This is a genomic window from Bradyrhizobium sp. LM2.9 (assembly GCF_054056555.1).
Genome location: NZ_JBSRYJ010000002.1, coordinates 6,840,918 through 6,866,780, shown reverse-complemented (window position 1 = coordinate 6,866,780; position 25,863 = coordinate 6,840,918). Strand labels below are relative to the sequence as shown.

Annotated in this window: 29 protein-coding genes and 2 pseudogenes; 21 read left to right on the top strand and 10 right to left on the bottom strand. The window is 63.9% G+C overall.

The features are described from left to right. The first annotated feature begins 141 nt into the window (after positions 1 to 141). Genes ACVWW3_RS35050 through ACVWW3_RS35040 form a run of 3 tightly spaced genes read left to right on the top strand, consistent with a single transcriptional unit; the run spans position 142 to position 3,687 of the window. Entirely contained in the window at positions 142 to 1,182 is a 1,041-nt protein-coding gene (locus ACVWW3_RS35050) for a branched-chain amino acid ABC transporter permease (RefSeq protein ID WP_456651647.1), read from the top strand. A gap of 7 nt (positions 1,183 to 1,189) precedes the next feature. After that, entirely contained in the window at positions 1,190 to 2,959 is a 1,770-nt protein-coding gene (locus ACVWW3_RS35045) for a branched-chain amino acid ABC transporter ATP-binding protein/permease (protein ID WP_456651648.1), read from the top strand. Further along, positions 2,956 to 3,687, top strand: a complete 732-nt coding sequence (locus ACVWW3_RS35040; RefSeq protein ID WP_456651649.1) for an ABC transporter ATP-binding protein — start codon at positions 2,956 to 2,958, stop codon at positions 3,685 to 3,687. Before ACVWW3_RS35045 ends, ACVWW3_RS35040 begins: the two co-directional genes overlap by 4 nt. A gap of 157 nt (positions 3,688 to 3,844) precedes the next feature. On the opposite strand, the gene ACVWW3_RS35035 is transcribed toward ACVWW3_RS35040, so the two are convergent. Continuing rightward, positions 3,845 to 4,468, bottom strand: a complete 624-nt coding sequence (locus ACVWW3_RS35035) for a pyridoxamine 5'-phosphate oxidase family protein (protein WP_456651650.1) — start codon at positions 4,466 to 4,468, stop codon at positions 3,845 to 3,847. Positions 4,469 to 4,588: 120 nt separating this feature from the next. On the opposite strand from ACVWW3_RS35035, the gene ACVWW3_RS35030 reads away from it, so the two are divergent. After that, complete coding sequence (locus ACVWW3_RS35030) at positions 4,589 to 5,473, top strand: LysR family transcriptional regulator (protein ID WP_456651651.1); 885 nt, start codon at positions 4,589 to 4,591, stop codon at positions 5,471 to 5,473. Positions 5,474 to 5,596: 123 nt separating this feature from the next. On the opposite strand, the gene ACVWW3_RS35025 is transcribed toward ACVWW3_RS35030, so the two are convergent. Together ACVWW3_RS35025 and pobA are read right to left on the bottom strand one after the other, a co-directional pair. Next, positions 5,597 to 6,016 (bottom strand): PaaI family thioesterase, encoded by a 420-nt coding sequence (locus ACVWW3_RS35025; protein ID WP_354044611.1) that lies wholly within the window; start codon positions 6,014 to 6,016, stop codon positions 5,597 to 5,599. Positions 6,017 to 6,250: 234 nt separating this feature from the next. Next, positions 6,251 to 7,421: pseudogene (gene pobA / locus ACVWW3_RS35020) on the bottom strand (4-hydroxybenzoate 3-monooxygenase). Between the two features lie 215 nt (positions 7,422 to 7,636). On the opposite strand from pobA, the gene ACVWW3_RS35015 reads away from it, so the two are divergent. The 11 genes and pseudogenes from ACVWW3_RS35015 to ACVWW3_RS34965 all read left to right on the top strand — a co-directional run bounded on the left by ACVWW3_RS35015 (position 7,637) and on the right by ACVWW3_RS34965 (position 17,106). After that, complete coding sequence (locus ACVWW3_RS35015) at positions 7,637 to 8,653, top strand: TRAP transporter substrate-binding protein (protein ID WP_456651652.1); 1,017 nt, start codon at positions 7,637 to 7,639, stop codon at positions 8,651 to 8,653. 205 nt (positions 8,654 to 8,858) lie between these two features. Further along, the gene (locus tag ACVWW3_RS35010) at positions 8,859 to 9,368 is read left to right on the top strand and encodes a TRAP transporter small permease (protein ID WP_007599673.1); all 510 of its coding nucleotides are present in this window, start codon (positions 8,859 to 8,861) and stop codon (positions 9,366 to 9,368) included. Positions 9,369 to 9,370: 2 nt separating this feature from the next. Next, complete coding sequence (locus tag ACVWW3_RS35005) at positions 9,371 to 10,690, top strand: TRAP transporter large permease (RefSeq protein ID WP_247343970.1); 1,320 nt, start codon at positions 9,371 to 9,373, stop codon at positions 10,688 to 10,690. An 11-nt stretch (positions 10,691 to 10,701) separates the two neighbouring features. Beyond that, entirely contained in the window at positions 10,702 to 11,163 is a 462-nt protein-coding gene (locus ACVWW3_RS35000) for a DUF3237 domain-containing protein (RefSeq protein ID WP_456651653.1), read from the top strand. A 44-nt stretch (positions 11,164 to 11,207) separates the two neighbouring features. After that, on the top strand, positions 11,208 to 11,396 hold the full coding sequence (locus tag ACVWW3_RS34995) for a type II toxin-antitoxin system HicA family toxin (RefSeq protein ID WP_247441729.1): 189 nt from the start codon (positions 11,208 to 11,210) through the stop codon (positions 11,394 to 11,396). 5 nt (positions 11,397 to 11,401) lie between these two features. Continuing rightward, a complete protein-coding gene (locus tag ACVWW3_RS34990; protein WP_247343978.1) occupies positions 11,402 to 11,800 on the top strand; it encodes a type II toxin-antitoxin system HicB family antitoxin in 399 nt (132 codons plus the stop codon). Positions 11,801 to 11,951: 151 nt separating this feature from the next. Further along, positions 11,952 to 12,761, top strand: coding sequence for a crotonase/enoyl-CoA hydratase family protein (locus ACVWW3_RS34985; protein ID WP_456651654.1), 810 nt, complete (start codon positions 11,952 to 11,954; stop codon positions 12,759 to 12,761). Beyond that, positions 12,758 to 14,641, top strand: a complete 1,884-nt coding sequence (locus ACVWW3_RS34980) for a feruloyl-CoA synthase (RefSeq protein WP_456651655.1) — start codon at positions 12,758 to 12,760, stop codon at positions 14,639 to 14,641. Before ACVWW3_RS34985 ends, ACVWW3_RS34980 begins: the two co-directional genes overlap by 4 nt. 26 nt (positions 14,642 to 14,667) lie before the next feature. Next, positions 14,668 to 15,434: pseudogene (locus ACVWW3_RS34975) on the top strand (SDR family NAD(P)-dependent oxidoreductase). Between the two features lie 10 nt (positions 15,435 to 15,444). After that, entirely contained in the window at positions 15,445 to 15,864 is a 420-nt protein-coding gene (locus ACVWW3_RS34970) for an acyl-CoA thioesterase (protein ID WP_247441725.1), read from the top strand. Between the two features lie 90 nt (positions 15,865 to 15,954). After that, the gene (locus ACVWW3_RS34965; RefSeq protein ID WP_247343993.1) at positions 15,955 to 17,106 is read left to right on the top strand and encodes an ABC transporter substrate-binding protein; all 1,152 of its coding nucleotides are present in this window, start codon (positions 15,955 to 15,957) and stop codon (positions 17,104 to 17,106) included. A 75-nt stretch (positions 17,107 to 17,181) separates the two neighbouring features. On the opposite strand, the gene ACVWW3_RS34960 is transcribed toward ACVWW3_RS34965, so the two are convergent. Both ACVWW3_RS34960 and ACVWW3_RS34955 read right to left on the bottom strand, forming a co-directional pair. Further along, positions 17,182 to 17,910, bottom strand: a complete 729-nt coding sequence (locus ACVWW3_RS34960; RefSeq protein WP_247343996.1) for a glutathione S-transferase family protein — start codon at positions 17,908 to 17,910, stop codon at positions 17,182 to 17,184. A gap of 38 nt (positions 17,911 to 17,948) precedes the next feature. Further along, the gene (locus ACVWW3_RS34955; RefSeq protein WP_456651657.1) at positions 17,949 to 18,284 is read right to left on the bottom strand and encodes a hypothetical protein; all 336 of its coding nucleotides are present in this window, start codon (positions 18,282 to 18,284) and stop codon (positions 17,949 to 17,951) included. A 113-nt stretch (positions 18,285 to 18,397) separates the two neighbouring features. Here ACVWW3_RS34955 and ACVWW3_RS34950 point away from each other — a divergent pair, with 113 nt between their 5' ends. Together ACVWW3_RS34950 and ACVWW3_RS34945 are read left to right on the top strand one after the other, a co-directional pair. Beyond that, positions 18,398 to 19,096 (top strand): helix-turn-helix transcriptional regulator, encoded by a 699-nt coding sequence (locus ACVWW3_RS34950; protein ID WP_247344002.1) that lies wholly within the window; start codon positions 18,398 to 18,400, stop codon positions 19,094 to 19,096. A gap of 5 nt (positions 19,097 to 19,101) precedes the next feature. Then, a complete protein-coding gene (locus ACVWW3_RS34945) occupies positions 19,102 to 19,425 on the top strand; it encodes a YkgJ family cysteine cluster protein (protein WP_456651658.1) in 324 nt (107 codons plus the stop codon). 54 nt (positions 19,426 to 19,479) lie between these two features. Here the strand turns inward: ACVWW3_RS34945 and ACVWW3_RS34940 are convergent, their stop codons facing one another. Both ACVWW3_RS34940 and ACVWW3_RS34935 read right to left on the bottom strand, forming a co-directional pair. Next, positions 19,480 to 19,875 carry a hypothetical protein gene (locus tag ACVWW3_RS34940; RefSeq protein ID WP_247441717.1) on the bottom strand — a complete coding sequence of 132 codons (396 nt, stop codon included), beginning with the start codon at positions 19,873 to 19,875 and terminating at the stop codon, positions 19,480 to 19,482. 275 nt (positions 19,876 to 20,150) lie between these two features. Then, positions 20,151 to 20,498: a DUF3307 domain-containing protein gene (locus ACVWW3_RS34935; RefSeq protein WP_247344354.1), complete on the bottom strand. Its 348-nt coding sequence runs from the start codon at positions 20,496 to 20,498 to the stop codon at positions 20,151 to 20,153. Positions 20,499 to 20,902: 404 nt separating this feature from the next. Here ACVWW3_RS34935 and ACVWW3_RS34930 point away from each other — a divergent pair, with 404 nt between their 5' ends. From ACVWW3_RS34930 to ACVWW3_RS34915, 4 genes are all read left to right on the top strand, one after another. After that, the gene (locus tag ACVWW3_RS34930) at positions 20,903 to 22,348 is read left to right on the top strand and encodes a TAXI family TRAP transporter solute-binding subunit (protein WP_456651659.1); all 1,446 of its coding nucleotides are present in this window, start codon (positions 20,903 to 20,905) and stop codon (positions 22,346 to 22,348) included. Positions 22,349 to 22,467: 119 nt separating this feature from the next. Beyond that, entirely contained in the window at positions 22,468 to 22,686 is a 219-nt protein-coding gene (locus ACVWW3_RS34925) for a hypothetical protein (RefSeq protein WP_247344013.1), read from the top strand. A gap of 110 nt (positions 22,687 to 22,796) precedes the next feature. Further along, entirely contained in the window at positions 22,797 to 23,906 is a 1,110-nt protein-coding gene (locus ACVWW3_RS34920; protein WP_456651660.1) for a cyclic nucleotide-gated ion channel, read from the top strand. A gap of 12 nt (positions 23,907 to 23,918) precedes the next feature. Continuing rightward, on the top strand, positions 23,919 to 24,704 hold the full coding sequence (locus ACVWW3_RS34915) for an enoyl-CoA hydratase/isomerase family protein (protein WP_456651661.1): 786 nt from the start codon (positions 23,919 to 23,921) through the stop codon (positions 24,702 to 24,704). Here ACVWW3_RS34915 and ACVWW3_RS34910 read toward each other — a convergent pair whose 3' ends face one another. The 3 genes from ACVWW3_RS34910 to ACVWW3_RS34900 are packed head-to-tail and all read right to left on the bottom strand — an operon-like array spanning position 24,705 to position 25,805. Continuing rightward, positions 24,705 to 24,863, bottom strand: coding sequence for a DUF6157 family protein (locus tag ACVWW3_RS34910; protein ID WP_456672305.1), 159 nt, complete (start codon positions 24,861 to 24,863; stop codon positions 24,705 to 24,707). Then, a complete protein-coding gene (locus tag ACVWW3_RS34905) occupies positions 24,811 to 25,140 on the bottom strand; it encodes a DUF6157 family protein (RefSeq protein WP_456672304.1) in 330 nt (109 codons plus the stop codon). The genes ACVWW3_RS34910 and ACVWW3_RS34905 overlap by 53 nt, the downstream gene beginning before the upstream one ends. 17 nt (positions 25,141 to 25,157) lie before the next feature. After that, entirely contained in the window at positions 25,158 to 25,805 is a 648-nt protein-coding gene (locus ACVWW3_RS34900; protein WP_354103095.1) for a glutathione S-transferase family protein, read from the bottom strand. Positions 25,806 to 25,863: the final 58 nt, after the last annotated feature.

The window sequence follows — 25,863 nt, the reverse complement described above, 5'->3', positions numbered from 1 at the left end:
TCGTCCCGCCACCCTTGAAGTTATATTTGATAATTGTTATGGACCATATCAAATATCGTCAGCGTTTTTCAATGGCTGTGAGCGGACCGTCCACGACTATCAGGGGACCGGTCCTTAATCTTTGAGGGGGAGCGTCCGGTCTTGAATACCACCATCATGCTGTTCCTGCTGCAGGACGGCATCACCAATGGCGCAATCTATGCGCTGCTCGGCCTCGCGCTGGTGCTGGTGTTCGCCGTCACCCGCGTGATCCTCATCCCACAAGGCGAATTCGTCACCTATGGTGCGCTGACCTATGCCTCGCTGGCTGCGGGCCAGATGCCGGGTACGGCGAAACTCGCGCTCGCCCTGGGCATCGGCGCCTTCGCGTTCGACCTGTTCGCCGCGCGCAAGGCGCTGCACGGACGCCTGGTCCTGCGCAGCGCCCTCACCAACATCGTGCTCCCGGCCATCGTGCTGGCGCTGACTGTCTACTACGCCGCTCAGAAGCCGCCGGTTGCGGTCTGCATCGCGCTGTCGCTGGTGATCGTGGCGATGATCGGCCTGTTTCTCTACCGTATCGCATTCCAACCGCTGGCGCACACCTCCGTGCTGGTGCTGCTGATCGCCTCGGTGGGCGTCCACCTCGCGCTTCAGGGATTGGGCCTTTTGTTCTTCGGCGCCGAGGGCCAGCGCGGACCTGCCGTACTGTCCGGCTCTTTCACCGCCGGCGCGCTGCGCTTCACCGGCCAGAGCATCACGGTCTACGGCATCACCATCGCCTTCATCGTCGGGCTGTGGCTGTTCTTCGGGCTGACACTTTACGGCAAAGCGCTGCGCGCGACCGCCGTGAACCGGCTGGGTGCCCGGCTCGTCGGCATCCGCACGACGCTGTCCGGGCAAATCGCCTTCCTGCTGGCGTCCGTCATCGGCGCATTGTCGGGCATCATGATCGTGCCGATCACGACGCTCTATTACGACTCGGGCTTCCTGATCGGCCTGAAGGGCTTTGTCGCCGCGATCATCGGCGGTCTCGTCAGCTATCCCCTCACCGCCGTCGCAGCGCTGTTCGTCGGCATCGTCGAGGCGTTCTCGTCCTTCTATGCCTCCAACTACAAGGAGGTGATTGTTTTCATGCTCTTGATCCCCGTGCTGCTGCTGCGCTCGCTCGCTGCCCCCGCGGTCGAGGAAGAGAAGGACTGACGCCAAGATGCAGAGCCGGCTCCCCATCCTCATCTTCGCGCTTCTCATGGCGGCGATCCCGTTCGTTCCGGGCATGCCCCCGTTCTGGATCGTGCTGCTCGACAATATCGGCCTCACCGCCCTCGTCGCGATGGGCCTCGTGCTGCTGACCGGCGTCGGCGGCCTGACCTCGTTTGGACAAGCGGCCTTCGTCGGCTTCGGCGCCTACACCACCGCGGTGCTGTCGACGGCCTACGGGATGTCGCCCTGGCTGACGCTGCCGCTGTCGCTGCTGGTCAGCGGCTTGCTGGCGGTGCTGCTCGGCCTCGTCACGGTCCGTCTCTCCGGCCACTATCTGCCGCTCGGCACGCTCGCCTGGGGACTCGGCTTGTTCTATCTCTTCAGCAAGCTGGAATTTTTAGGAAGGAACGACGGCATCTCGGCGATCCCGCCGCTGTCGATCGGCTCGTTCAAGATGCTCTCGCCCGGCTCGATCTATTACGCGATCTGGGTGGCCGTGATCGTCTCGGCGCTGCTCACGATGAACCTGCTGGACTCCCGCACCGGCCGCGCCATCCGCGCGCTCCGGCGCGGCCATGTCGCGGCCGAAGCATTCGGCGTGCACACGCCGCGGGCCAAGATGCTGGTGTTCATCCATGCCGCCGTGCTCGCCGGCCTCTCCGGCTGGCTCTACGCTCATCTTCAGCGCGCGGTGAACCCCACGCCGTTCGGCGCGCAGGCCGGCATCGAATATCTCTTCATCGCCGTGGTCGGTGGCGCCGGTTATGTCTGGGGCGGCGTCCTCGGCGCGGCGCTCGTCGTGGTCCTGAAAGAAGTGCTCCAGAGCTACCTGCCGCTGATCCTGCCGGGCTCCGGCCAGGTCGAAACCATCGTGTTCGGCATTATGCTGGTGGCGCTGCTCCAGCTCGCACCCGGCGGCGTCTGGCCCTGGCTGATGTCGTTCCTGCCCGAGCGCACCCGTGGCAAAAAGCCGGACACCTCCCTGAAACTGGCGCAGCGCACCCGCTCGCCCGGCCAATCCGGCGTCCTGCTCCAGGTCGAGAAGGCGCGGAAGCAATTCGGCGGCGTGGTCGCGGTAAATAGCGTCTCCTTCGACGTCCAGGCCCGCGAGATCGTTGCGCTGATCGGCCCGAACGGCGCCGGCAAGAGCACGACGTTCAACCTGATCACCGGCGTGCTGTCGGCCACATCGGGCTCGATCTCCGTGCTCGGCAACAAGGTCGACAAGGCGCCGCCGCAGGAGATCGTCAAGCTCGGCATCTCCCGCACCTTCCAGCACGTCAAGCTGGTGCCTGACATGACCGTGCTGGAGAACGTCGCGATCGGCGCGCATCTGCGCGGCCATTCCGGGCCGATCTCCTCGATGCTGCGGCTGGACCGTGCCGACGAGGCCAAGCTGCTCGCGGAAGCCGCCCGCCAGATCGAGCGCGTCGGACTTGGCGAGCAGATGCATCAGCTCGCAGGCGCGCTTTCGCTGGGACAGCAACGGATCGTCGAGATCGCCCGTGCGCTGTGCGTCGATCCGATGCTGCTGCTGCTCGACGAGCCGGCCGCCGGCCTGCGCCACATGGAGAAGCAGCGGCTCGCGACGCTGCTGCGGGAGCTGCGCGACGGCGGCATGAGCGTGCTGCTTGTCGAGCACGACATGGGCTTCGTCATGAACCTCGCCGACCGCATCGTGGTGCTCGATTTCGGCACCAAGATCGCGGAAGGAACGCCGGCCACGATCAAGACCAATCCCGAAGTGATCAAGGCCTATCTCGGAGTGGCGGCATGAGCGCGCTGTTGTCCGTCACCGACGCCCATGTGTCCTATGGCAAGGTCGAGGCGGTGCGTTCGGTCTCGCTCGAAGTCGGCCAAAACCAGATCGTCACCATCGTCGGCGCCAACGGCGCCGGCAAGACCACGCTGCTCTCGGCCATCATGGGCGTTTTTCCGCTGAAGGGCCGCGTCGCCTTTGCCGGCCAGGACCTCTCCCGGCTCGACATCGAGGATCGCGTCGCGATGGGGCTCGGTCTCGTTCCCGAGCACCGCGAACTGTTCGTGACCATGAATGTCGAGGACAATCTCGAACTCGGCGCCTTCAGGATCGAGAGAAGCAAGGCGAAAGCCTCGATGGAGCGGGTCTACACGCTGTTTCCGCGGCTGAAGGAGCGGCGCAAGCAGTTCGCCGGCACGCTCTCCGGCGGCGAGCAGCAGATGCTCGCGATGGGCCGCGCGCTGATGGGCGAGCCCAAGCTCTTGATGCTGGACGAGCCGAGCCTCGGCCTCGCTCCGATCATCGTCGCCGACATCTTCCGCATCGTCACCGAACTGCGTGCCGCCGGCGTCTCCGTGCTGCTGGTCGAGCAGAACGCGCAGGCCGCATTGAAGATCGCGGATCAGGCCTACGTGATGGAGCTCGGCGAATTCGTGCTCAGCGGCAAGGCCAGCGACATCGCCGCAAACGAGCGGGTGGCGGCGAGCTATCTCGGCTTCCAGCACGAAGGCGCGAGTGGGTTGTAGCTCTGCTTCTCAAACTCACCTGTCATCGTCCGCGAAGGCGGACGATCCAGTATTCCGTAAACCGCTGTGCTTGAACCGAGACGCTACGGCGTACTGGATGCCCCGCCTTCGCGGGGCATGACATCGGAGGATTCGGGGAGAGGCGAAAGACCGTCGCCTAGCTCGCCCCCTTCTCCCCCTTCAACGCCGCGACCTCCGCCTCCAGCGCCGCGATCCTTGCATCCCTTGCCGCCAGCGCAGCCGCAACATCGCCGGCGTCGAACTTCTGCGGGATGTGCTGCGGGCAGTTCGTGTCCCACGCTTCGATCTTGAACAGGATCACCTGCTCCGGCCGCGCGCGGTAGCCTTTCGGCATCAGGGACTGCGTCAGCGCGGCGTCGTCCTCGACCACGCGCGCCTCACCCCAGATCTTCACCCGGCGGCGATGGGCGTAGTCCATCACAAAGATGTAGGCCCTGGGATTTTCGGACAGGTTTCCCTGCGTGATGTACTGCCGATTGCCGGCGTAGTCGGCGAACGCGAGCGTCTGCTTATCCAGCACCTTCAAAAAGCCCTTCGGGCCGCCGCGGTGCTGAATGTAGGGCTGGCCATCGGCCGAGGCAGTGGCGAAATAAAAGCTGTTGGCATCAGCGATGAACGCCGCGAGGTTCTCGTCGACCTCGGTGCGCCAGCCGCGCTGCTCGGCATGAGCATAGCCTTCGCGTGATCCTTTTCGGGTCTGGATCGATTTCACCGCCGGCGTGAATGCCACGTCGCTGGCGTAGGTGTGAGTTGCCGTCATCGGAACATCTCCTGAAATCCCGGCGCATCTCTGCGTCTTCGGGACCTAAAATGGACCTTCCGGCTGCCAAAACAATCTGTCCGCTTGACACTTAATCGTTGCAATATATGCAATAATGAGATGGACCGCCTTGAAGCCATGCATGTCTTTGTCACCGTCGCCGATTTGCGCGGCTTTGCGCCAGCGGCACGAAAACTGCGGCTGTCGCCCTCGGCGGTGACGCGGCTGATCGCGGCGCTGGAGGAACATCTCGGCGCGCGGCTGCTGCAGCGGACCACCCGGCAGGTGGGGCTGACCGACGTCGGCACGCGCTATCTGGAACGCGCGCGTCGCATCCTCGCCGACGTCGAGGAGGCCGACGGCTCGGCGCGGGAGGAGCGCAACCGGCCGAGTGGACGTCTGGTGGTGTCGGCTCCGGTCGGCTTCGGCCGTCTCCATGTCGGGTCTGTCATGACCGCCTACCTCAAGCGTTATCCCGACGTCACCTGCGAATTGCGGCTGTCGGACAACCTCGTCAATCTCGTGGAAGATGCCGTCGACGTAGCGGTGCGGATCGGCCATCTCGCCGACTCCTCACTGGTCGCGCGCCAGGTCGGCGAGATGCGGCGGATCGTGGTGGCGACGCCGGGTTACCTGAAGCGCCATGGCGAGCCGAAGACGCCGGAGGCACTGCTCACGCACCAGACCATCGCGTTCGGTCCATCCGCCAGCTGGCGCTTCGTACTGGACGGCCGCGACATCGAGGTGACGCCGGAACCGCGCTTCGCCAGCAACAGCGCCGACGCCGCCCTGCAATATGCGGAGGCCGGCGGTGGCGTGACGCGGGTGCTGGCTTATCAGGCCGCCGAGGGCTTGCGTCGCGGGCGGCTAAAGATCGTGCTTGCGAAATACGAGCAGCCGGCGCTGCCGATCCACATCGTCTACCCGACCTCGCGCCTGCTCTCAGCCAAGGTGCGCGCATTCGTCGATCTCGTGGTGGAGACGGCGGAGTGGAGATTTGGGTGATTTTCGTGCCCCGGACGCGCTGCAACGCATAGCGTTGCTGCGCAGAGCCGGGGCCCAGAAGGCTATGGGTCCCGGCTCTGCGGAGCGGCACTTCGCGCCGCACCGCGTCCGGGACAAGGGAATTCACCCCTTCTTCGGCACGACGCGAAAGGTGCCGCTGGCGCGCGCGATCACGGCGTCGTCGGCCTTCGCGAGGCACTGCGCGAAACAGATCGTGCTGCCGGTCTTGATCGCCTCACCCTCGACCGCGAGCCATTGACCGATTTCGCCGGCACCGACGTAGTCGACCGACAGCGAGATGGTGACGAGCGACGTCGTCCAGCCCGTCGCTTGCGCGCAGCTGTAACCCATGGCGGCATCGGCCAGCGCCGCAATCAATCCGCCATGGATCAGCCCGCGCGCGTTGGTGTGCGGTGTCGCCAGCCGCAATCCCACGGTGACGCCCTTATCGGTCTTTCTGGAATAAAGCGGCTCCCACGGGTCGGTGAGGGGCGCTTTTCGGAAATGCGGCTCGAAGCCGGCGGGAATGTCGGTGCTGGTCATGTCTGGCTCGCGTCGTTGGCTGCCGCCATTGAACGCGATGTAAACGACCGTTTCACCACCTACAAAGTTTTAAACGAAATTTGCGCGGGTGTTTGAAACGAGCGGCACTGTCGCCCCACAACCACTGTCATCACCCGCGAAAGCGGGTGACCCAGTATTCCAGAGGCGGTGACGTGATACGGACGGGCCGCGGCGTACTGGATGCCCCGCCTTCGCGGGGCATGACAGCTATTTTCAAAACGGCAGCCCCACGTAATTCTCCGACAGCGACGTCATCGCGGCCTGCGACTGCGTGACGTAGTCGAGCTCGGCGAGCTGGATGCGGGCGCCGATGGTGCCGGTGTCGGGGAATTTGTGCAGCATCGAGGTCATCCACCAGGAGAACCGCACGGCCTTCCAGACTCGCGCCAGCGCCTTGGCGGAATAGGCGTCGATCCCGGCGCTGGATTTCTCGTCGTAGAATTCGCGAAGCGCGCTCGACAGATAATGGGCGTCGCTGGCCGCGAGGTTCAGTCCCTTGGCCCCGGTCGGCGGCACGATATGGGCGGCGTCACCGCACAGGAACATCCTGCCGAAGCGCATCGGCTCGGCCACGAAGCTGCGCAAGGGCGCAATGCTCTTCTCGATCGAGGGTCCTGTGACCAGGCTGTCCGCAGCCTCCTGGTCGAGCCGGCTCTTGAGCTCGTCCCAGAAGCGGTGGTCGGGCCATTGGTCGACATGGTCGTCGAGCGCGCATTGCACATAGTAACGGCTGCGTTTGGCCGAACGCATGGTGCACAGCGCAAAGCCGCGGGCGTGGTTCGAATAGATCAGCTCGTGGCTGACCGGCGGGGTATCGGAGAGGATCCCGAGCCAGCCCGAATGGATAGATCCGCTCGAACTCCTCGATCGCCGAGGCCGGAACGCTGGCGCGGCTGACGCCGTGAAAGCCGTCGCAGCCGGCGATGAAGTCGCAATCGATGGTGTGGGTGACGCCATCCTTGACGTAGGTCACGCGCGGGCGACCGCCGTCGAAATCATGCGGCTGCACGTCCTTGACCTCGTAGACCGAGGTGAGACCGGCGGCCTTGCGCGCATTCATCAGGTCGAGCGTGACCTCGGTCTGGCCGTAGATCATGACCGTCTTGCCGGTCGCGGCCTTCATGTCGATACGGTGTCGGCGGCCGGAAAAGGCCAGCTCGATCCCTTCATGCAGCAGACCTTCGGCATGCGCCCGCGCGCCGGCGCCGATCTGGTCGAGCAGCGCGACGGTTCCCTCCTCCAGGAGGCCGGCGCGGATGCGGCCGAGCACATAGTCCGGGCTCTGGCGCTCCAGGATGACGTTGTCGATGCCGTAACCGTGCAGAAGTTGCCCAAGCAACAATCCAGCCGGCCCTGCCCCGATGATTGCGACTTTTGTCCGCAATACTTGCTCCTCCCGATCCTGTAGGTTTTCGTCGCGGCTCGCTTGTCGCAGCCGTCCGCGCACGATAATTATATCATATAACGGTTGGGCAAAAGGGGAGTGCGCGGCGGCACGCCGCGCCAGTTCCGGCTTGAATGCGCCGGCTAATTAGATAACATGTTAATTAACGAGACCGGGCCATCGAAGCCCGCAGTCACAAGAGGGAGAGACACGTGATGAGGAAAGCCTGTCTGGCGTTGCTGCTGGCAGCAAGCGTGAGCCCTGCGCTCGCGCAGGACAAGACCTTCGACCTGAAGATCTCGCACTGGGTGCCGGCCTCGCACCCCCTGCAGAAATCGCTGGAGGATTGGGCCGCCGCGGTCGAGAAGGATTCCGGCGGCACCATCAAGGGCAAGGTGTTTCCGGCCCAGCAGATGGGCAAGGCGTTCGACCATTACGATATGGCCCGCGACGGCATCGCCGACGTCACCTACGTCAATCCCGGCTACCAGCCCGGCCGCTTCCCGATCATCGGCGCCGGCGAATTGCCGTTCCTGATCTCGGATGCCAAGGGTGGCTCGATGGGGCTCGACGCCTGGTATCGCAAATATGCCGAGAAGGAGATGAAGGACGTCAAGTACTGTCTCGCCTTCGTCCACTCGCCCTCCTCCTTCCACTCCCGCACCAAGAAGATCGTGATGCCGGAGGACGTGAAGGGCCTGAAGATCCGCCCGGCCCACGCCACCATGGCGAACTTCGTCACCTCGCTCGGCGGCACCAACGTGCAGTCCTCCGCGCCCGAAGTGCGCGACATCATCGAGCGCGGCGTCGCCGACGGCGTCACCTTCCCCTGGGGCTCGCTGGTGCTGTTCGGCATCGACAAGGTGACCAAGTACGACATGGAGGCGCCGCTCTACACCACGACCTTCGTGTTCGTGATGAACAAGGACAAGTACAATGCGATGTCCGACAAGCAGAAGGCCGCGGTCGACAAGAATTGCACGACCGAGATGGCCGGCGTGGTCGGCGAGCACTGGGGCAAGTTCGAGGATGCCGGCATCGACAAGGTCAAGGCGGAATCCGGTCACGAGGTCTACAAGCTGACACCCGAGCAGACCGCCGCCTGGAAGAAGGCCGCCGAGCCGCTGGTCAAGACCTGGTCCGACGGCGCGAAGAAAGCCGGCGCCGATCCGGATGCTGCGCTCGCGGATCTGAAGGCATCGCTGAAGAAGTACAACGCGCTGGCGGAGTGAAGCTGGGCTGCGGCTGCGCACTCCCTGTACCTCTCCCGCTTGCGGGGGAGGTCGGCGCGAAGCGCCGGGTGGGGGCTCTCTCCACATCGGGATTATCGCCTGCGGAGAGACCCCCACCCCGACCCTCCCCCGCAAGCGGGAGAGGGAGCGCAGCTTGATCGCGGGCGCACCTCGAACTCGTCAAGCTTTTGAACAGGACCACCCCATGAAGCGCAGCTGGATGGATCGCGTTATCGATTCGATCGAATGGATCGCAGCGGCCTTCGTCGGCATCGTCGCGCTCGACATCTTCCTGTCGGTGCTGCTGCGCAACACGCTGAACTATGCGATTCCCGACAGTTTCGACATCGGCCGCATGCTGCTCGGCATCCTCATCTTCTGGGGCATCGCGGCGACATCCTATCGCGGCACCCACATCACGGTCGATTTGGTCTGGGGCAATGTCGGACCGCGCTACCAGCGCTGGATCGACGTGTTCGCAACCCTGGTGCTGCTGTTCGTCGTCACGGTGCAGACCTGGACGCTGTTCGACAAGGTCCGCGGCACCTACAACGACAACGTCCAGACCTTCGACATGCACATGCCGACCTGGCCGTTCTTCGCGATCGCCTGGATCGGCGACGTCTCGGCCGTGCTGCTGATCGCGATCCGCACTTACCGGCTGATCTTCCATCCCGAAGAGATGCACGACCCCAAGCTGAAGGCGACGGAATAATCATGAGCACCGATGCCGTCGCCGTTATCGGCTTTGTTTCCCTTTTCGCACTGATGCTGCTGCGCGTGCCCGTCGGCATGGCCATGGGCCTCGTCGGCGTCTCCGGCTTCACCTATCTCGTCGGCGCCACGCCGGCGCTGAAACTGGTCGGCCAGACCTCGATGCGCACGGTCACCGACTACACCTTCGGCGTCATCCCGATGTTTTTGCTGATGGGTTCCTTCGTCAGCAATTCCGGCATGAGCCGCGAGCTGTTCCGCGCCGCCAACGGTTTTGTCGGGCATCTGCGCGGCGGGCTCGGCATCGCCACCGTCGGCGCCTGCGGCGGTTTTGCCGCGATCTGCGGCTCGTCGGTCGCGACCGCCGCGACCTTCTCCGCCGTCGCCTACCCGGAGATGCGCCGCTTCGGCTATCCGCAGTCCTTTGCTACCGGCGTGATCGCGGCCGGCGGCACGCTGGGCGCGATGCTGCCGCCCTCCACTGTGCTCGCGGTCTACGGCATCATCACCGAGCAGGACATCGGGAAACTCTTCATCGCCGGCATCATCCCGGGCATCCTGGCGATGACCATGTACATGATCACGATCTTTCTGATCGGGTATTTCCGGCCCGACTTCCTGCCCAAGGGCAAGGTGCTGCCGTGGCGCGAGCGCTTTGCCGGCCTGAAGGACATCTGGGCGCCGGTGCTGCTGTTCGTGTTCGTGATCGGCGGCCTCTACGGCCTGCCCTATTTGCCGCGCTTCACCCCGACCGAAGCCGGCGGCGTCGGCGCTGCCGGCGCCTTCATCATCGGCGTGGCGACCGGCCGCCTCGACCGCGAGAAGATTTTGGCGTCGCTGCTCCAGGCCACCCGCACGGCGGCCGCGGTGTTCACCGTGCTGATCGGCGCCTTGATCTTCGGTTATTTCCTCACGGTAACGCAGACCCCGCAGAAGGTGACGGAATTCCTCACCGGCCTCGGCCTCGGCCCCTACGGCGTGCTGGCGCTGATCATGGTGATGTATCTCGTGCTCGGCTGCCTGATGGACGCCATGGCGATGATCATCCTCACCGTGCCGATCATCTTCCCCGTGATCATGCATCTCGGTTTCGACCCGATCTGGTTCGGCGTCATCATCGTGATGACCGTCGAGCTCGGCCTGATCCATCCCCCGGTGGGCATGAACGTCTTTGTCATCAAAAGCGTGGTGAAGGACGTCTCCTTCTCCACCATCTTCAAGGGCGTGATCCCGTTCGTGGCGACAGACCTCGTGCGCCTGGTGATCCTGATCGCGTTCCCGCTGCTGGCGACATGGCTGCCGACACGGATGATGGCGCATTGAAAGGCGAAGCGATGACCACACCGGCGCTGGAAACCAAATACGTCTTCACCATCACCGCAAAAATCGGCGACGTCGTCACCGCCGGCGAGACCGGCATCGGCGTTCGCCGCATCATCCCGATCCTCGGCGGCGAGGTGACGGGCGCGATCACCGGTCGCGTGTTGCCGTTCGGGGCGGACTTCCAGACCATCCGCCCGAATGAGCTGATCGATCTCGAAGCGAAGTACGCCTTCGAAACCGACGACGGCGCCATCGTCTATGTCGAGAACAAGGGCATGCGCTTCGGCCCAGTCGAGCTGTTGCAAAAGCTCAAGCGCGGCGAACCGGTCGATCCAAAACTGATCTATTTCCGCACCGTGCCGAAATTCGAGACGGGGCATGAGAAGTACCGCTGGCTGATGGAGCACATTTTTGTGGGTTCAGCGGCACGGCATGCGGATCGCGTCGTGATCGACGTGCATCAGGTGATGTAAGTCAACGTTGACCACCGCCTGTTTAGTGTGTATAAATACACACCATGAATAGTCGAGACATTATCTCGGCCCTTCACAAGGATGGGTGGGTGCAGGTGGCTCAAAAGGGCAGCCACGTCCAGTTCAGACATCCGTCGAAAAAGGGCCGCGTCACGGTCCCTCATCCGAAGCGAGACATCGCGCTCGGAACGTTGAAGAGTATTGAACAGCAATCAGGACTGAAGCTGAGGTAAGCGCCATGCGTCACTACATTGGTCTTATCCATAAGGATGCCGACAGCGATTTCGGCGTGTCGTTTCCGGACCTGCCCGGCGTCGTGACTGCGGGGACCACGCTTGACGAGGCGCGCGACATGGCCGAGGAAGCGCTGGCGTTTCACCTCGAGGGCATGGCGGAGGACGGAGTGGCTATTCCCGAGCCTTCGTTGCTCGAAGACATCATGTCGGATCCCGAGAACCGCTCCGGTGTCGCCATTCTGGTGTCGGTGAAGGATGACCAGCCAAAGGTCGTGCGCGTCAATGTCACTCTGCCCGGAGATGTCCTGGAGCAGATCGACAAGTATGCCGAGGCCCACGGCTATACGCGATCGGGCCTGCTTGCTCAGGCCGCGAAGAAGCTGATGACTGAAGCGGCCTGAGACGCTTCTGAACCTCGCCCCCTATAAGGCGCCCGATTGCCTGGCATTCGTCCGAACCCGAAGGAGCGTTCACACAGCCCTTGGGGAGAGCTTCCCGTATTGACTCCTCCCAAATTCGTTATAGAACATAACTATTCTGACAAGGACGCAAATGACACAGGGAAACGCCGAGACCGCTGACGCGGGCGCCTCCGGGCTATTGAGGATCGAGCGGGCGGACCGGGTTTTGACCGTCGGCCTGAACCGGCCGGCCAAGCGCAATGCGCTCAACGACGGCATCATCCTGGAAATCGGCGAGTGTTTTGCGTCCCTGCCCGAGAATATCGGCGCGGTCGTCATCCACGGCATCGGCGACCATTTCTCCTCCGGGCTCGATCTCTCCGAGCTGACCGACCATGACGCGACAGGCGGCCTGCTGCATTCGCAGATGTGGCACCGGGTGTTCGACCGCATTCAGTACAGCCGCGTGCCCGTGATCGCGGCGCTCAGGGGCGCGGTGATCGGCGGCGGGCTGGAGCTCGCCTGTGCGGCGCATATTCGCGTCGCCGAGCCCTCGACCTATTTCGCCCTGCCGGAGGGGCAGCGCGGCATCTTCGTCGGCGGCGGCGGCTCCGTGCGGCTGCCGCGGCTGATCGGCGTCGCCAGGATGATGGACATGATGCTGACGGGGCGCGTCTATACCGCGACCGAAGGCGCCTCCTACGGCTTTGCGCAATATGTCACGGAAGCCGGCAACGGCCTCGGCAAGGCGCTGGAGCTTGCGACCAAGGTCGCCTCCAACGCGCCGCTGACGAATTTCGCCGTGCTGCAGGCACTGCCGATGATCGCGGAAGCCAATCCGCAGGCCGGTCTTCTGATGGAGTCGCTGATGGCAACGGTGGCGCAGAGCGACAAAGAGGCAAAACGCAGGATTCGCGAATTCCTCGAACACAAGACCGCAAAGGTGAAGCCGAAATCATGAGTGCGCAGCCGTCCTCTTCCAGCATGGAGCGCGGCGCGAGCACTTCCCCGCTGCGGCCCATTTCGTTCGGCGATCCCGCCGTCAACATCGAGCGGCGCGACGACGGCACGATTTATCTGCGGCCAACACAGCCGCTCGGCGACTATCCGGTTCGTATCACCGACCGCCTGCATCATTGGGCGACGACCACACCCGACCGCGTCTTCATGGCCGAGCGCGAAGGCGGCCGCGGCTGGCGCAAGATCAGCTACGCCGAGCTGCTCGCCGCGAGCCGGCACATCGCCTCAGGCCTGATTGCGCGCGGCCTGTCGGCGGAGCGGCCGGTCGTCATCCTCTCCGGCAATTCGATCGACCACGCATTGCTCGCGTTCGGCGCGTTCTATGCCGGCATTCCGTTCTGCCCGGTGTCGCCGGCCTATTCGCTGGTGTCGAAGGATTACGGCAAGCTGTCCTACCTGATGAAGCTGCTGACGCCCGGCCTCGTCTTCGCCGACGACGCCGACAAATTCGCCGACGCGCTCGCCGCCAATGTCTCGCTCGGCACCGAAATCGCCGCGTCTTACGGTCACGTCCCGGGCCGCGACGTCACCTTGCTCGCCGATCTCATGGCAACGCCGATCCGCGCCGATTTGGACAAGGTCCACGGCAAGATCGGCCCCGACACCATCGCGAAATTCCTGCTGACCTCGGGCTCGACCGGCAACCCCAAGGCGGTCATCAACACCCAGCGCATGATCTGCGCCAACCAGGTGATGCTGCGCGAGACGCTCGCCTTCCTCAAGGACGAGCCGCCCGTCATCATCGACTGGCTGCCCTGGAATCATACTTTTGGCGGCAACCACAATATCGGACTGACGCTCTACAATGGCGGCTCGATGTATCTCGACGCCGGCAAGCCGGTGCCCGGAGGCATCGAGGAGACCGTGCGCAATCTCCAGGAGATTTCGCCAACGGTTTATTTCAACGTCCCCAAGGGCTATGAGTCGCTGCTGCCTTATCTGCGCGACGACCAGGGCCTGCGCGCAAAATTCTTCGACCGTCTGCATGCGATGTTCTTCTCGGGCGCGGCGCTGTCGCCGTTCGTCTGGAACAGCCTCGACGAGCTCGCGGTGAAGGAAAAAGGCTACCGCGTGCCGATGCTGACCGGCTTGGGTGCCACCGAGACCGCGCCGTTCTTCATGTCGGTCAACCCGCGCACCAGCCGCTCCGGCCATGTCGGGCTTCCCGTATCTGGCAACGACGCCAAGCTGGTGCCGAACAACGGCAAGATGGAAGTTCGTTGTAAGGGGCCGAACGTGATGCCCGGCTATTGGCGCCAGCCCGACATCACCGCAAAATCGTTCGACGAAGAGGGCTTCTACAAGCTCGGCGATGCGCTCAAGCCCGTTGATCCCGATGATCTCAACGCCGGCTTCGATTTCGACGGCCGCATCGGTGAGGATTTCAAGCTCGGCAGCGGTACCTGGGTCAGCGTTGGCCCGTTGCGCGCGCGCTTCGTTGCGGCCTGCGCACCGCTGGTGCGCGATGTCGTCATCGCCGGCATCAACCGTGACGAGGTCTCCGCGCTCGTCGTGCTCGATCTCGACGGCTGCCGGCTGATCAACCCGACGCTGCCGGCCGACGATCTCGTCGTCGCGACCCGCGACCGGCTGGTGCGCGAAGCTTTCCGCGAACGGCTGACCCGTTTTCTCGGCGAAGCCACCGGCTCCTCGACGCGGATCACGCGCGCGATCCTCATCGACACGCCACTCTCGATCGACAAGGGCGAAGTCACCGACAAGGGCTCGATCAACCAGCGCGCGGTGCTCGAACATCGCAGCCTCCTGATCGAAGAGCTCTACGCTGCCAATCCATCGGACCGTGTGATATCGGTCGGCTAAGAAGTCATCGCTACAGGGAGAACGCCATGTTGTTGAAGGATCAGGCTGTCATCGTCGCCGGCGGCGCGTCGGGACTTGGCGCGGCGACCGCGCGAAAGCTGGCTGCGCAGGGCGCCAAGGTCGCGGTGTTCGATCTCAATGCCAAGCTCGCCGAGACTGTCGCCGCCGAGATCAAGGGCGTGGCCGTGGCTTGCGACGTCTCTGATGCCGCCTCCGCGGAAGCTGCGATCGCGCAGGCGACCAAGGCCCATGGACCCGCGCGCGTGCTGGTCAATTGCGCCGGCATCGGCGTTGCCAAGCGCGTCGTCGGCCGCGACGGCCCGATGGCGCTCGCCGATTTCGACAAGGTGATCAAGGTCAACCTGATCGGCACCTTCAACATGCTGCGTCTTGCCGCAACCGAGATGTCCAAGCTCGAGCCGCAGGCAACCGGCGAGCGCGGCGTCATCATCAACACGGCGTCCGTTGCGGCCTATGACGGCCAGATCGGGCAGTCGGCCTATTCGGCCTCGAAGGGCGGCATCGTCGGTATGACGCTGCCGATCGCGCGCGAGATGGCGCAGTTCGGCGTCCGCGTGCTGACGATTGCGCCCGGCCTGTTCCTGACCCCGCTGCTCGCCAACCTGCCGCAGGAAGCCCAGGACTCACTCGCCGCCGCGATCCCCTTCCCGCGCCGGCTCGGCCACGCCGACGAGTTCGCGGCACTCGCCCTGCACATGGTCGAGAATTCCCCTTCTATCTGAACGGCGAAGTGGTGCGCCTCGACGGCTCGCTGCGCATGGCGCCGAAATAGGGCACGACATATGTTCGTGAACCGGCGCGACGTACAGATCCAGTGGGGTGACTGCGACCCCGCCAACATCGTCTATTACCCGCGCTATTTCGCGATGTTCGACGATTCGACGTCGACCCTGTTCGAGGTCGCCGGCTTCTCCAAGCAGGATTTGGTCAAAAAATACGGCCTGGTGGGCATTCCCATGGTCGACACGCGCGCCAAGTTCTACATTCCATCCACTTATGGCGACTGGATCACCATCGAAACGAAGATCGAGAGCATCAAGCGCTCGAGCTTCGAGGTGAAGCACAGCGTCTACAAGGGCGAGGCGCTGGCGATCGAGGGTTTTGAGACCCGCGTCCTGGTCGGCCGCGACCCCGTTAACCCCGACAAGCTGAAATCGGCACCGTTCCCTGCGGAAATGGTAGCCAAATTCACGGGGAGTTAGGTCTGGAGCTAAATCGCCACATCACCCAAAGAGGGGGCTGAATTACCCCCCGATTTCTGCTTTCAAAGAAACACATAAAGGGAGGAATAGATGAAACGCTTTTACCTGACCGCTGCCGTCACCGCGGCCGCGCTTGCGCTGCCGGCCCTGCCCGCACTGGCCCAGACCACCGAGATCACCATCGGCATCACCACGACCACCACCGGCCCGGGCGCGGCGCTTGGCATTCCCGAACGCAACGCGCTGGAGTTCGTGCCGAAGGAAATCGGCGGCGTGCCGCTGAAGGTGATCGTGCTCGACGACGGCGGCGATCCCACCACCGCGACCACCAACGCCCGCCGCTTCGTCACGGAATCCAAGGCCGACATCATCATGGGCTCGGCGCTGACGCCGCCGACCATCGCGGTCTCCAACGTTGCCAACGAAGCCGGCATCCCGCATTTCGGCCTCGCACCGTTCCCGATCACACCAGAGCGCATGAAGTGGTCGGTGGCGATGCCGCAGCCGATTCCGATCATGGGCAAGGTGCTCTACCAGCATATGAAGTCGAAGGGCGTGAAGACGGTCGGCTATATCGGCTATTCCGACTCCTACGGCGACCTCTGGTTCAACGACTTCAAGGCCCAGGGCGTGCCGATGGGCATGACCCTTGCAGACGAAGAGCGCTTTGCGCGGCCCGACACCTCGGTGACCGGACAGGTGCTGAAGCTCGTCGCCGCCAATCCCGACGCGATCCTGGTCGGAGCCTCCGGCACCGCGGCCGCACTGCCGCAGACCGAGCTGCGCGAGCGCGGCTATCAGGGTCTGATCTACCAGACCCACGGCGCGGCCAGCATGGATTTCATCCGCATCGCGGGCAAGGCCGCGGAAGGCGTGCTGATGGCTTCGGGCCCGGTGATGGACCCGGAAGATCAGCCGGATGAAGCCGCGACCAAGAAGCCGGGCCTGGCGCTCAACTCGGCCTACGAGGGCAAGTACGGCCCGAACAGCCGAAGCCAGTTCGCCGGCCACTCCTACGATGCCTTCGAGATCCTGAAGCGCGTGATTCCAACGGCGCTGAAGACGGCCAAGCCCGGCACGCCGGAATTCCGCGAAGCAATCCGCCAGGCACTGCTGTCGGAGAAGGAAATTGCTGCAAGCCAGGGCGTCTACAATTTCACCGAAAAGGACCGCTACGGCCTCGACGACCGCTCGCGCATCCTGCTGACGGTGAAGAACGGCAAGTACACGCTGGTGAAGTAGATGCGGCGATAGTTTCGAGACGACGAGAGCCGGCCCAATGGGCCGGCTCTTTTCATTTGCGATCCTTGAGCGGCCTCAGGCCGCCTGACGCAGCGGGGTCCAGGCGAATTCCGGATAGTAATTGTCCATCATCCGGTCGACATAGGCGGTGAGATTCGGAAACCCTTCGGCGCGACGGCGCAGTCCGGATTCGAAGAACGGCGTCAGGATGCCGGCCAGCGCGCCGAAGGCAGTGGCATCGACGCCGCTGGGCTTGTTGCCCATCAGATAGGACTTGTCGCCGAGCTGCACCGAGAGCGCAAACAGCGAGCGCACGGCGAGATCGACGTCCTCATCGGGCGCGTGGCGGCCGAGGCCGGAGAGCAGATAGTTCTCGGCGACACGGAATTGTGCGTCCTCGCGTAGCTTCTCGCGAGCGTGCTCCGGCGCGCCGTCGAAGAAATGCGCAGGCCCCTTGGCGAAGTTGACCGGATCGACCCAGCGCGCCCCGACCAGCGCAAAATAAACGTGATGCTCGATCATGCGCTCGAATGCCCAGGCCTGTGCGCGTTCGGCAAGCGACAGGCCGGCGTCGAAATCGAAGCCATAGCGGCGCTCGATATGGGCGCGGATGAAGGTGGAATCCGCCACCGCCTCGCCGCCATCGTCGATGAAAGGCAGCTGCCCCTTGGGAGAGGCGGGCGGCATCGCCCGCTCCTTCCGGTAGGGCAGTCCCGCCATCTTGAGCTGCACCTCCGTCTTGGTGACGAAGGGGCTGATTTCCGGCAGGCCGAAGCCGGTGCCAAAGCCGTAAAGCGTGATCATGAAGGCTCTCCTGAAGCGACCGAAAGAGTTGAGGGAACTTAACCGCCGGCTGCTGCCACCATGGTGGCAGCAGCCGTGATATCTTCTGCGAAACGGGCTCCTCGCCAGGCGCGGGCCATGACATGACGGACCAGCGCGTCCGCAGCCTGGACCAACGAGCGAGCCACCACGGTCGCGAGCGCAAGGCGGAGATCGATGACCATGAGATCAAGCGATACGAGGCGGCTGGACGCCCATGCGCACCAGGCTCGGACTTGCCAAGGCTGGATTTGCCAAGGCTGGACTCTCCAAGGCTGGACTCTCCAGGGCCGGGCCTGCGAAGGCTGGGTCCGCCACAGCGCAGCGGCCGGGCCGAAATGGGTTGGAATGATCATGGACAAATCCTCTTCAGTCGAATTGTTGTCCCGGTATAGAACTCCCCTGCTGCCAACATCCTGTCAGCAGCCGCGCGCCGCCTTCTGAAAAAACAAGCGACAAGAGACCCCTCATGAGACGCGCCGACCGGCTGTTTCAAATCATCCAGGTGCTGAGGCGAACGCGTAAGCCGCTGACTGCAGACGCCATCGCATCCGAGCTCGAGACCTCGAAGCGCACGATCTATCGCGATATCGCGACGCTGATCGGCCAGCGCGTGCCGATCCGCGGAGAAGCCGGCATGGGCTACATCCTGGAAAAGGGTTTTGACCTCCCGCCTTTGATGCTGACACCCGAGGAGATCGAGGCGGCGGTGCTGGGCGCGCAATGGGTCGCCGGCCATGCCGATCCCGCGCTGGCGCGCGCGGCTGAAGATTTGATGGCCAAGATCGCCGACACCGTCCCTGAGCGCCTGCGTCCCTTTGTGCTGGAGCCGGCAAGCCGCGCACGGCCGAGCTGGAACAGGGAGCCGGACCGCCTGGACATGGTGCGCACGCGCACCCAGATCCACGAAGGCAGGAAGATCATGCTGCGCTATCGTGACGAGCAGGGCCGCGCCAGCGAGCGCATGATCTGGCCGATTTCGGTCGGCTATCTCGAAGCCGTGCGCCTGCTCGCGGCCTGGTGCGAGCTACGCGGCGACTTCCGCAGCTTCCGCACCGACCGCGTGGTGGATGCGAGCTATCTCGAGGACAGATATCCGGAGCGGCGCGACGTGCTGCGCGCGAAATGGCGGCAGAGCCTGGTCTGGGGTCCGCCAAAGGACACGTGACGACGATGGACGAGAACTCCCCCATCGACCTGTCGAACTGCTGCCAGAGTTGCGGCGCCTGCTGCGGCTATTCGGCGAACTGGCCGCGCTTCTCGATCGAGAGCGACGAGGAGCTTGCCGCGATTCCCGAAACGCTGGTCAACGACCGCCAGTCCGGCATGCGCTGCGAGGGCGATCGCTGTTCGGCGTTGCAGGGAGAGATCGGAAAGCAGACCGCATGCGGCATCTACCAGGTGCGGCCGGAGGTCTGCCGCACATGCATGCCGGGCGACGCCGAATGCGCGATGGCGCGGCGGAAATTCGGGCTGCCGATTATCACGAACGCATGATCCGGAAAAATGTGCAGCGGTTGTCCGTCAAGATCATGCGCCAGCAAATGAGGCTTAGGCCGGAACGGCTTCGCTGATCTCGTCGTCGATCTCATCGTCCAGCGGTGCGAGCACCGAGAGCGGCTTGGTCGACAGCGTGATCGGCTTGCGGCCACCCGACGACGGCGAGGATTTCGCCGCGCCTTCGCGCGCCAGCGCGTAGAGGGTCGAGCCGACGCGGCCGCCGCTCTCGATCAGGTCGCGCTCGTTGCAGCTGCCTGCGATCGCGACTGCCAGCGAATGCAGATGGCTGCGGCGATAGCAGAACAAGGCCAGCATGGCGCGGACCTCAGGGGTAACAGTCTCAACCAGCCTCGGCAGACCGCTCTCATTGGCGCGATACATCTCGCCAAGGAGTTCGTCGCGGACCGGGCAGAAATCGCTTTCAAAGGCGTCGCGGCTTGAAAACATTGCAGTTCTCCCTCGTGGGGGAAGATGCAGTGCAATTCTCTAATGAAAGGTTAACCACGCTGCCCGGTAGTCACCCGGGGTCCTTGCGCCCTGACCGCGTATCAGAGGGCCGGAAAGGGTTTTCTCCGTGGCCATCCTTCGAGACGCCCGCCTCCGGCGGGCCCTCAGGATGAGGCCGGTTTCTGCTGAAAGATTCTCACCCCTCATGATGAGGAGGCGCGAAGCGCCGTCTCGAACCATGCAGGCCCGACAGCCACTCCAGAGGGCCGCCGGCCTCAGTTCGCCGCCATGAAGATCGACAGGCCGAAGCCGGTCAAATGGTGCAGGGCCTGGTCGACACCGATCAGGGTCCAGAACCAGGGATGCGCAAGGTCGACACCGAAATTGGCCGAGACGAGGCCCTTGGCGCGGTCGATCGTGATGTGGATCACGAAGTCGATCAACGCCACAAACCAGAATTTCGGCGCCACGATCAGGATCAGCGGCAGCGCAACCGCAAGGTGAATCAGGCAATGCACCAGGAGCGGCAGGGCCCAGCCGTGCTTCTGGTCCTTGCCTTGCGCCATCCAGGCGGTCTGCAGAACGAAATCGGCGATGATGTGCTTGAAGGTGAGCAGCAACATCCAGCCAATGAGCGCTTCGACCGGAACCGCCGATGACAGGGATGGAAACGACAAAGCTGACGCCCTCATTGACGTGAGAAGAAGAATTGGAGCGTGCAGCGCAACCTCTTCCTGGACCGGTCAATTTGCCGGGACTTGCGATTTATGACATTTCCCGCGGCGGAATGCAGCCGGGGGAACCGGAAAATCGCCAACTGTGGCAAACTGGTGATAGGATGACCAATGGCCGCGGCCGAGTTGAGTAAGGTTACCTTCGGCTCGAAATTTGCTTTCCGCGACCTGCGCGCTATCATTGTCAGTAGAATATCGTTCCTTTTTCAGACGTTTACGAATTACGGGGGCGTCCGCAGCGATCCACTTCCGCGAGCCGGCCGCCGTTGGAAGAATAAGGCCAGAGTGCTGCCATGAGTACTGAGGGCCCTACCTCGTCGCCGATCGAGCCACTGTCCCGGCGACCCAAGGTGATCAAGACCAATCAGCAGCAGGTCTTCCTCTACGTCGTGCTGACCCTGCTGTTGTCGCTTGCCACCGTCTGGGGCGGCCGCGCGCTGGTGCACCATTCGGAGACGCTGATCTTTGCCGTCGGCGCCCCCAACAGCGACGAGGCGCTGTTCGCGGCCAAGCTTGCCGCTGTGCTGAAGAACAACACCTCGCGCTTCCGGATCAAGATCGTCAACAACGCCGACAACGCCAAGGCGATCGCCCAGTTCGACCGCAAGCAGGCCGACCTTGCCGTGCTGCGCACCGACGCCAAGGTGCCGCTGCGGGCACGCACGCTCGCGATCCTCGAGCACGATCTCGTGCTGCTGCTCGGGCCCGGCAACAAGAAGATCAAGTCGCTCGCCGAGTTGAAGAAGAAGAAGGTCGCCGTCCTTGCCGACAACGAAGCCTCGCTCGCCTTCGTCCGCGGCATCCTCGACGTTCCCGATGGTCCGGACGCGGCGAAGATCCAGATGGCGCCGCAGGGCGCAACGCTCGACAAGCTGTTCGCCCCCGCAAGCGGCTTTGGTGCGGTCGTCGCCATCGTCCACGCCTCGAAGGCGGTGCGGGACAAGGCCTATGAGCAGGTCGCCAAGCGCGGCGGCTTCACACTGAAGGCGATTGACGAGGCGAAGGCGCTGGCGCGCAAGATCCCCGGCATTTCCAGCGAGACGCTGACGGCGGGCACACTGTCTGCATCGCCGGAAATTCCCGACGACGATCTCGACACGATCGGGCTCGAATGGCTGCTGGTGACGCAATCAAAGATGTCGCCGGCCGCCGCGGGCGAGCTGGCGCGCACCGTCTACGAGAACAAGTCCGCGCTCGGGCTCGACAGCGGCTTTGCCAGCCGAATCGAGCCCGCCTCCGTCGAGAAGGACGCCTTCGTGATGGCGCATCAAGGCGCAGCCGACTACATCAACGACGACACCAAATCGTTCATGGATAAGTACAGCGACCTGATGTATCTGGGCGCTGCCGCGCTCAGCGTCATCGGCTCGATCTTCGCCGCGATCTACGCCAAGATCACCCGGATCGCACCCGAGAAGGCCAGCGAACTCTCGACCGCCATCCTCGACATCGGCGAGCGGATCGAGCACGCCCATTCGCTGGACCAGCTCGAATGTCTCCAGGACGAGCTGGAAGGCATCTTGCGCGGCGCGGTGATCGGCTTGCGGGACGGTACGATCAGCACCGACGGACTCGACACCTTCAAGCTCGGCTACGAATTCGTCCGCGACGAGATCGGCATGCGTCGCGATTACCTCAAGCGCCATGCCGGCGAGGGCGAGAAGGCCACTCAGGATGTGGCCCCTCCCCAGCACGACGAGAGCAACATCGTGGTGGTGAAGACAGCTCAGAGTGCCTGACCTATCGATCTGAAGTCTTGCGGCGGCGCGTTGCCGGCATTCCACAAGCAACCAGGCCGGGTTCGGGAACCGTCTTGCCTCCACAACCGTTGCCTCCCGGATACAACCGGAGACCGCGCATGCGTGCACTCCTCATCATCTTCCTGCTGGGAATGCTGACGGCAGTTGGCTATTTCGCTTATTCCGCGATGACGGTCGGGGGCGAGCCGATCCCGACAGAAGGCTATGTGGCGCTGGCGCTGGGGGCCGGGTTTTCCGTTGTTGTCGGCGTAGGCTTGATGGTGCTGCTGTTCTTCAGCAGCCGTCGCGGCTACGACGAACCGCCGCATTTCAGGTAACGGCTCGCGGAACGGCAGGCCGCTCTCGTTGACGGCCTCGGCCCGGGCAGGCACTTTGGCATCGAGGTTCCAGCCGGGACCGCAAAGCACAAACCGAGCCGCCTTTCCGCATGTCCAAGCCGCTGATCTCCGCTCTGGCCCAGTTCGCGGCCGCCACGGCCGGCCGCAACATGACCAGGGCAGCCTATGTGGCGGTCGGCGTCGGCGTGCTCGGCATGGTGCTGCTGACGGTCAATCCGGCCTATGAGACGGCGCATCGCTGGGTCGATGCCCTGCTTTGGACCTGCCTCGTCTACTTCGTGTTCGAATGGGTGGTCCGGCTGCGCCATATGGCGCGACAGGGGCGCCTCGCACTCTACATGTCCTCTTCCGCCGGGCTGGTCGACGCGCTCGGGGCACTGGCCGTGCCGGCCGCGCTGATTGTCGGGCTCGAGCCGAAGACGGCGTGGCTACTCAGCGTGCTCTGGGTGTTGAAGGTGGTGCCGGGCATTCCCGGCCTGCGGCAGCTCCGCCGCGTGCTGGTGCTGGAATCGGGACCGCTGGTCAGCGTGCTCGTGATTTTCCTGATGGTGGTCTTCCTGGCCTCGGTCGCCGAATATTTCCTGGAGCGGGACGTGCAGCCCCAGACTTTCGGCAGCGTGCCGGCCGCGCTGTGGTGGGCTGTCGCAACTCTGACGACGACCGGCTATGGCGATGTCGTGCCGGTGACGCCGCTTGGCCGCATGGTGGCCGCGCTGGTGATGATCTCCGGCCTCGGCGTGTTCGGTCTCTGGACCGGTATTTTGGCCACCGGCTTTGCCGCAGAGACCCGGCGCGACAATTTCCTCAAGACCTGGGAATCCGTCAGCAAGGTACCGTTCTTCGCAGCGCTCGGACCGGCGGCGATCGCCGACGTCACCCACATGCTGCGGACCATGGAGCTGCCGGCGCGCACCATGATCATCCGCAAGGGTACGCAGGGCGACTGCATGTATTTCATCGCCGCCGGCGAGGTCGAGGTCGACCTGCCCGGCAAGAAGGTGCAGCTCGGCGACGGCGCCTTCTTCGGCGAGATGGCACTGCTCGGCAACAATTTGCGCGGCGCCAACGTCTCGACCACCAAGGTGTCGCGGCTCCTGGTGCTCGACCTCGTCGACTTTCGCGTGCTGATGGCCCGGCACCCAGATCTCGCCGAGACCATCGACACGGAAGCAAAGCGCCGCGCGCTCGAAAACAAATAACAGGAGACAAGAATGTCGGACATCACCGACGCGGCCTCTGGCCCCGTGCTCGAAATCATGGGCACACGCGCCACCATCCGCCTCAACCGGCCCAAACATCTCAACCGGCTCCAGGCCGAGGATCTCGGCGTGCTGGTGAAATTGTTCGACCGGATCGAGGCCGATCCCGATATCCGCGTGCTGGTGCTGACCGGCACCGGGCGCGCCTTTTCCGCGGGCTATGATCTCAACTCGGTCGCCGAGCGCGCGGTCAGCGCGAACGAGCAGCAGAGCGCGGGCTCCGCCTTCGAGATGGTCGTCAACCGGCTGGAGGATCTCGGCGTGCCCTCGATCTGCCGGCTCAACGGGGGCGTCTATGGCGGCTCGACCGACCTCGCGCTTGCCTGCGATTTCCGCATCGGCGTCGACACCGCCGAGATGTTCATGCCGGCGGCACGGCTCGGGCTGCATTATTACAGGAGCGGCATCAAACGCTACGTGACGCGGCTCGGCCTCGACAATGCGAAAAGACTGTTCCTGACCGCGCAGAAGATCAGCGCGCCGGAGATGCTGCGGATCGGCTATCTCACCGCAATGGTAGCGGTGGAATTTTTGGATGAAGAGGTCGACAAGCTCGCCAGCATCCTTGCCGGCAACGCGCCGCAGGCGATGCGCGGCATGAAGCGCGCGATCAACGAATTCGCCCGCGGCGAATTGGACGAGCAAGCCGCCGATCAGCGCCACCGCGACAGCATGCGCGGCGACGAGATCAAGGAAGGCATCAAGGCGTTCGCGGAGAAGCGATCGCCAGAATTCTGATTACGCCCGCTTCGACCGCATCGCGCGCACCTGCGTGAGCTTGGGATCGCGGACAAGCTCCTGGTAGCGTTTGCTGTCGATGGCGTAGATCGCGATCCGGCCCTCGCTATCGGCATGAACGCCCCAGCCGAAGCGCTTGCCCAGGCTCGACGCCCTCATGCACGCCTGCCCTCCGGGAGAAGAACGCTTCACGGGCCGCATGCTTCTCCGCTTTCGCCGCCTTCACAGCGAGCTCGCGTCCCGGCGCAGACGTCGCGAAGATCACGTCGTCGGACGTGTATTTATAGGGTGCCTTGGCGATCATCAGATATTGCAGGCACGCCACCGTCGGCTTTCCCGCGCGCAGCGGCGGCTCCTCGCCAGTACGCGCGAGACAGTCTTCGGCAACCCGGATGAAGGTGTTGAAGCAGTTGGTCGTGTGCATATGCGTCGTCATCCGCAACCCTGGATCACTCATCCCCCAGCAGCCGCCGCGGCATGCTGCGCCGCCATCTCGGCATCGGCCGCAGTGATGCGCTGGAACGCAGGCCGCGAGGTCATGCGTTCGGCATAGCGGACGAACACGTCCTTCTTCGGCACGATGCCGAACATCATGGTCCAGCTGAACGCGACACCCCAGAGAACATCTGCGGCCGTCATGCGTTCGCCGAGCAGATACGGCCCGTTCGACAGCTGCGCCTCGAGCGCACCCAGCATGGTGTCATAATCGGCATAGGGCGACTGCGTGATCGGCGCCGGCTCGCGCTGCATGAACTTGTCGATCAGGGCCGGCTCGAAGGACGAGCCGTAATAGGCGATCCAGCGCAGATAAGGGCCGCGCAGCGGATCGTTCAGCGCGGGCGTGAGCCCTGCCTGCGGAAACAGATCGGCGAGATAGATAGTGATCGCGACCTGCTCGGTCACGAGCTGCCCGCCGTGGCCGATCGCCGGCACCTTGCCGAGCGGATTGATGGCGAGATAGGCCGACTTGCGCTGCTCGCCGGCCTTCATGTTGAGGACATGGAGATCGTAGGGCGCCCCCAGCTCCTCCAGCAGCACGCGCGTGCCGGTGGCGCGGCTTTGCGGCGAATAATACAGCGTGATGCGGTTCGAATCGGTCATGGCAGGTCTCCATCTGGCCGGCTGGCGATGGCCTTGTAGCGGACCATACCTGACATCC